Origin of the sequence: Pantoea sp. CTOTU49201, from assembly GCF_032054795.1 — a bacterium.
GTDB classification, from domain to species: domain Bacteria; phylum Pseudomonadota; class Gammaproteobacteria; order Enterobacterales; family Enterobacteriaceae; genus Pantoea; species Pantoea symbiotica.
Genome location: NZ_DAMBSA010000298.1, coordinates 1 through 6219 on the forward strand (window position 1 = coordinate 1; position 6219 = coordinate 6219).

Sequence of the window (6219 nt, forward strand, 5' to 3'; positions counted from 1 at the left end):
GTGCTGAGGCAACAAGTGACTCAGATACGCTGTAAACAACTCAGCCGCCATTTCTATTCGGAAAAATTTAATCATTTTTCAACCAACGCACGTTACTCAGATAAATCCGGCGAATTTTCTCCAGTTTGTTGCCTGAAGTGATTATGATTCTCACTTCATAAAAGGGACGCTTATGCTCAATATCTCGAAAAAGTGGCTGTTCGCCACGCTCGCTGCCGTCATTCTCCTGCTGTTGATCTGGCACTACGCCGGTTCACGCAACAAACCCAACGCGGTGGTCACTGCCGAGGTGCGCCAGGGCAATATCGAAAACGTGATTGCCGCCACCGGCAAAATGGATGCGATTGAACGCGTCAACGTCGGTGCGCAGGTTTCCGGGCAGGTTAAAAAGCTCTATATCAAAGCGGGCGATAGCGTCAGCAAAGGTCAGCTGATCGCCGAGATTGACGACCAGCCACAACGCAGCGACTTGCGTAATGCGCAAGCGGCGCTGAGCGTGGCGCAGGCCGATCTGGAAACCCGCGAAGCCGCGCTGGTGCGACAGCAAGCGCAATATCAGCGCTTGCAGCAGATGATTAAAACCAATGCCATCTCGCGTCAGGATTTTGATACCGCCGAAGAAGATTGGCGCAGTGCACGCGCAGAGCTAACGGCGCAAAAAGCGCGCGTAATTCAGGCGCAAATCGAAGTAGATAAGAAGCAGCTCGATCTCGGATATACCCGCATCATGGCGCCAATGGACGGTACGGTCATCGCCATTGTCACCAAGCAAGGCCAAACGGTGAACGCGGTGCAAACGGCACCGACCATCGCCAAGCTAGCGCAGCTCGGCACCATGACGATTAAAGTGCAGATCTCCGAAGCCGACATCAACAATGTGCAGCCCGGTCAGCAAGCATGGTTCACCACCTTCTCCAATCCGGACAAACGCTACAACGCCACGCTGCGCAGCCTCGAACTGGCACCCGAATCGGTGATGAAAGATGACGCGCTGATGGGCAATAGCGAGAGCACGTCGAGCAGTACCTCCAATGCGGCCGTCTACTATAACGCCCTGCTTGATGTGCCAAACCCGGACAACGCGCTACGCATCTCAATGACCGCGCAGGTCAATCTGATTCGTGATGCGGTGAAAGATGCGTTGCTGGTGCCGGTGCAGGCGACGAAGAAAGATGCCGACGGCAAAACCTACGTGGAAGTCCCGGATCAGGATAACCAGCCGGTGAAACGCATCATCACCACCGGCATCACTGACAGCGTTGATATTCAGGTGCTGAGCGGCTTAAAAGTCGGCGAGAAAGTGATCCTTGCCACGCAGACGGCGGGCACTGACAAGGTGGTGATGTGAATATCATCGAACTGAAAAACATTCAGCGCAGCTATGTTAACGGTTCGCAATCTCTGCATGTGCTGAAAGACATTAATCTGAGCATCAATAGCGGCGAACTGGTAGCGATTATCGGGCCGTCCGGTTCGGGTAAATCGACGCTGCTAAATATTCTTGGCTGCCTTGATGCGCCAGATAGCGGCGACTATTTGATTGGTGGTCAGAACACCGCCACGCTGTCGCCGGATGCGCTGGCGAAAGTACGCCGCGAACACATCGGCTTTATCTTCCAGCGCTACCATTTGATGCCGGATCTCAGCGCCCTGAGCAACGTTGAAATCCCGTCTATTTACGCCAATCTGCAGGGCAAAGCGCGGCTGCAGCGCGCGGCGGATCTGCTGGCGCGTTTAGGTTTGCACGGCCGCGAGCATCACAAGCCGGGCGAGCTGTCCGGCGGCCAGCAGCAGCGCGTCAGTATTGCGCGCGCGCTGATTAACGGTGCCGAAATCATTCTTGCCGATGAACCGACCGGCGCGCTGGATTCGCACTCTGGCGAAGAGGTGCTGCGCATCCTGCACGATCTCAATCGCGAAGGTCATACGGTGATCATCGTGACGCATGACATGAAAGTGGCGCAGCACGCCGATCGCATTATTGAGATTCAGGACGGCGAAATTGTTGCCGACAGCGGCCGCAAACCAGATGCAACGCGCGCGCAATATGCTCCCGCCGCGCGCAAAAGTCAGAGCAAGCTGCGCGGCTTTCTCGACCGCTTACGTGAATCATTGCGCATGGCGCTGAATGCCATGAACGCGCATCGGCTGCGCACCGCGCTGACCATGACCGGGATTATTTTTGGCATCGCGGCGGTGGTCACGGTGGTGGCGCTCGGCCAGGGCGCACGGCAAAAAACGCTGGAGAGTATTTCCGGGCTCGGCACTAACGTGGTGTCGATTTATGCCGGCGGTGATTTTGTCGAGGATGAAGCACATCCGGTGCTGACGCTGGTCATGTCGGATGCGGACGTGATTGCGCGTCAGCAGTTTGTTGCGGCGGTCAGTCCGGAGATGATCGCCAATCAGCCGATTCGCTATCTCTCCAACTCATCAAAAACCTCGGTGTATGGCGTCGGTAAAGAGTACTTCCAGATTCAGGGCATCAAACTGCTGGAAGGCAGCAACTTCAGCGATGAACGTCACGCGCGTCAGGAGATCATCATTGATACCAACACGCGCAACAAACTGTTCGGCGAGCAGGGTGAAAGCCCAATTGGCAAGATGATCGTGTTGGGTTCGGTGCCGGTGCGGGTGATTGGCGTGGCGGATAATAACGATGGCATGTCGCCCAATCGCCTCAGCGTGTGGCTGCCGTGGAGCACCGTGATGTATCGCATCAGCGGACAAACCGCGCTGACCAGCATCAGCGTTAAACTCAAGGACGATGTGGTGAGCGGCCCGGCGGTGGAATCGCTGACGCAATTATTGACTGCGCGTCACGGCACCAAAGATTTCCTGGTATTCAACCGCGACAAATACCGCAAAGCGATTGAAGATGCCGCCGCGACCTTAACGCTGCTGATTCTGCTGGTCGCCTCGATTGCGCTGATGATTGGCAGCATCGGCGTGATGAACATCATGCTGGTGTCGGTAACGGAGCGTACCCATGAAATCGGCGTGCGCATGGCGGTGGGCGCACGACGCGGCGACATCATGCAGCAGTTTATGATCGAAGCGGTTCTGGTCTGTCTGGTGGGCGGATCGCTTGGCGTCGCGCTGGCGCTGGTGATTGGACCGATTATCAGCCTGCTAGCCGGCGGCATGATTACGGCGATCTTCTCGTGGCAGTCGGCAGGCGCGGCCTTTGCCTGCTCCACCATCATCGGCATGATTTTTGGTTATCTGCCCGCGCGCAAAGCCGCACGCATGGATCCGGTAGCGGCGTTAGCCAGCGAATAATATATAAAATCGCACGTTTTTGTAGGGTCGCCATTCATGGCGACCTCCCCCCATCCCACTCAAATCACATCAACATCGGCAACGTCGCCGTCGCCGTTTGCTGGCTCGCCGCCAGATAGCGTGCATCGTGCGTCATCAATTCGTTAATCAGCACTTCCACCAGCAGCATCGCGCCCACTTTGCCGCTCAGCGCACCGGCGTTGAATGGGCCTTCCGGCCGCGCGGCCACCAGCAGCATATCGGCTAAGCTACCCATCGGGCTGCGCAGCGTATTACTCAGCATCAGCACGCGCGCGTTTTGCTTTTTCGCCACCTTCACCACATGCATCACATCTTTGGTCGAACCTGAAGCGGAGATGGCAATCACTAAATCGCCCTCTTTTAACGTCGAGGCATTCATCGCCGCGCGATGCATATCACCAAACAGCTGTGCCGATTTGCCTAAGCGCAGCAGGCGATAGTGCAAATACTCACCGGTAATCGCGCTGGCCGCCACGCCGTAAATCTGGATGGTGTTAGCCTGATGCAGCGCTTCCACGGCTTGCTGTAACACCTCGCGGTTAATGAATTTCCCGGTATCTCGCAGCGCCTGCACCGTTTCCTCCACCAGCATGTCGATGCTGTCACCGCTGGCAAGTGCGGCGGGTTGATTGTGTTGCACATCCAGCGCCAGCGCCATTTTGAATTCGGTATACCCTTTGCAGCCGAGATGACGACACAGCCGCGTCACGCTCGCTTCGCTGGTGTCGGTCTCACGCGCCAGTTCGGTGATGGTGAGATATAGCACTTTTTGCGGGTCGGTGAGGATGAAATCGCCCAGCTTTTGCAGCGTCGGACTGTAGCCCGGCAAACCCTGGCGCAGATGCAGCAAGATGTTTTCATTGTCCGTCATGGCGGTCTCTCTGGTTCACGGCATTAATGGCGCACAGTGTGCAGCAGATTAGGGCATAAGTGAAAGCTATCACAATAATGATGGAAATTTTCACCTGATTAATTAGATTGTGGTAATAATTTTTACCACAACATCACTTCAGGGATAAAAATTTATGTCATCCATCTTCAGCGGTGCCTCTTCAGGAGGTTGGTTCGAAAAAGCTCAGCGTTTTGGCAAGTCGTTCATGTTACCGATCGCCGTGCTACCGGCAGCCGGTTTGCTGCTGGGTATTGGCGGTGCACTCTCCAATCCCAATACCATCAAAGCCTATCCGTTCCTCGATGTCGCCTGGCTACAAGGCGTGTTCACTATTATGGCGAGCGCCGGTTCGGTGGTGTTCGCCAACCTCGCGGTGCTGTTTGCAGTCGGCGTAGCGGTAGGATTGGCCAAAAGTGACAAAGGCACCGCCGGATTGGCCTCGCTGCTGGCTTATCTGGTGATGAACGCCACCATTAATGCGCTACTGACGCTAACCGGCGTGCTGGCGCAGGGCAACCTAAGCGCGGTGGGACAAGGTATGGCGCTTGGCATTCAGACGCTGGAAACCGGCGTATTTGGTGGCGTGGTGATCGGACTGGTCACAGCCATGCTGCATAACCGCTACAACAAAATCGCCCTGCCGCAGTTCCTTGGCTTCTTCGGTGGCTCGCGCTTTGTGCCGATTATCAGTTCCCTGGCCGCCATTCTGGTGGGCGCAGCGATGACCATTGTCTGGCCGCATTTCCAGAAGCTGATTTTTGGCCTCGGCGGCTTGGTGGATGCCACCGGCTATTTCGGCACCTTTATCTATGGCTTCGTGCTGCGCATGCTTGGCCCGTTCGGCCTGCATCACATCTTCTATCTGCCGTTCTGGACCACCGCGCTCGGCGGCAGCGAAGTGGTTAACGGACATCTGGTGGAAGGTACACAGCGCATCTTCTTCGCCCAGCTTGCCGATCCCAATACCCAGCAATTCTACGTTGGCACCGCGCGTTTTATGTCTGGTCGCTTCATCACTATGATGTTTGGCCTGATCGGCGCGTGTCTGGCGATGTATCACACCGCCAAACCGGAAAACCGCCAACGCGTGGCCGGATTGCTGCTGTCGGCAGCGCTGACCTCTTTCCTTACCGGTATCACCGAACCGATTGAGTTCTCGTTCCTGTTTGTTGCACCGGTGCTGTATGTCATCCACGCGCTGTTTGATGGGCTGGCATTTATGATCGCCCACATCCTGCACATCACCATTGGCCAAACCTTCTCCGGCGGCCTGATCGATTTCATTCTGTTCGGCGTATTACAGGGCGAAGCGAAAACCCATTGGTGGTATGTCCCGCTGGTTGGCGTGCCGTGGTTCCTGCTCTATTACTTTACTTTCCGCCTGCTGATCACCCGCTTCAATTTCAAAACGCCGGGCCGTGAAGATGCCAGCATTGAAACAGCGCCGATGGTCGCCGGAGAACGTCCACTGCAGGTCATCGCAGCTTTAGGCGGCAAGCAGAACATCGCCGAACTGGATTGCTGCGCCACGCGTCTGCGCATCACGCTGATCGACAGCAGCAAGCTCGATGAAAACGCATTGAAAGCCACCGGCGCACGCGCCGTGATCCAACGTGGCAAAGGCGTGCAGGTAATTTATGGCCCGCACGTCACCATTATCAAAAATGAAGTAGAGGAGTTACTCGCGCTATGAAAGCACCAATACTGGCCCAGATTCAGGGAAAACTGGTGGTCTCGTGTCAGGCTCTGGAAGATGAGCCGTTACACAGCCCGTTTATTATGTCGCGCATGGCGTTGGCGGCAATGGAAGGTGGCGCAGCAGCGATTCGCGCCAATAGCCTGATCGACGTGCAGCAGATTATGCAGACTGTGGATTTGCCGATTATCGCCATCATTAAACGCGACTATCCCGGCAGCGATGTGTATATCACCGCGACGCTGCGGGAAGTGGATGAGTTGATGGTGGCGAATCCGGCGATGATTGCGCTGGATGCCACGCTGCACACGCGTCCTGGCGATTTGCA

Annotated in this window: 4 protein-coding genes and 1 pseudogene; 4 read left to right on the top strand and 1 reads right to left on the bottom strand. The window is 56.0% G+C overall.

What is annotated here, in order from left to right; genetic code table 11:
• The first annotated feature begins 172 nt into the window (after positions 1-172).
• Together RTY00_RS18165 and RTY00_RS18170 are read left to right on the top strand one after the other, a co-directional pair.
• The gene (locus RTY00_RS18165; RefSeq protein WP_312665361.1) at positions 173-1348 is read left to right on the top strand and encodes an efflux RND transporter periplasmic adaptor subunit; all 1176 of its coding nucleotides are present in this window, start codon (positions 173-175) and stop codon (positions 1346-1348) included.
• A complete protein-coding gene (locus RTY00_RS18170) occupies positions 1345-3282 on the top strand; it encodes a MacB family efflux pump subunit (protein ID WP_312665362.1) in 1938 nt (645 codons plus the stop codon). The genes RTY00_RS18165 and RTY00_RS18170 overlap by 4 nt, the downstream gene beginning before the upstream one ends.
• A 64-nt stretch (positions 3283-3346) precedes the next feature.
• On the opposite strand, the gene RTY00_RS18175 is transcribed toward RTY00_RS18170, so the two are convergent.
• Entirely contained in the window at positions 3347-4174 is an 828-nt protein-coding gene (locus RTY00_RS18175; protein ID WP_312665363.1) for a MurR/RpiR family transcriptional regulator, read from the bottom strand.
• 154 nt (positions 4175-4328) lie between these two features.
• Here RTY00_RS18175 and RTY00_RS18180 point away from each other — a divergent pair, with 154 nt between their 5' ends.
• Both RTY00_RS18180 and RTY00_RS18185 read left to right on the top strand, forming a co-directional pair.
• Positions 4329-5888, top strand: a complete 1560-nt coding sequence (locus tag RTY00_RS18180) for a PTS transporter subunit EIIC (protein ID WP_312665364.1) — start codon at positions 4329-4331, stop codon at positions 5886-5888.
• Positions 5885-6219 (top strand): annotated as a pseudogene (locus tag RTY00_RS18185) (N-acetylmannosamine-6-phosphate 2-epimerase); the annotation flags it as partial. The gene RTY00_RS18180 and the pseudogene RTY00_RS18185, both read left to right, overlap by 4 nt.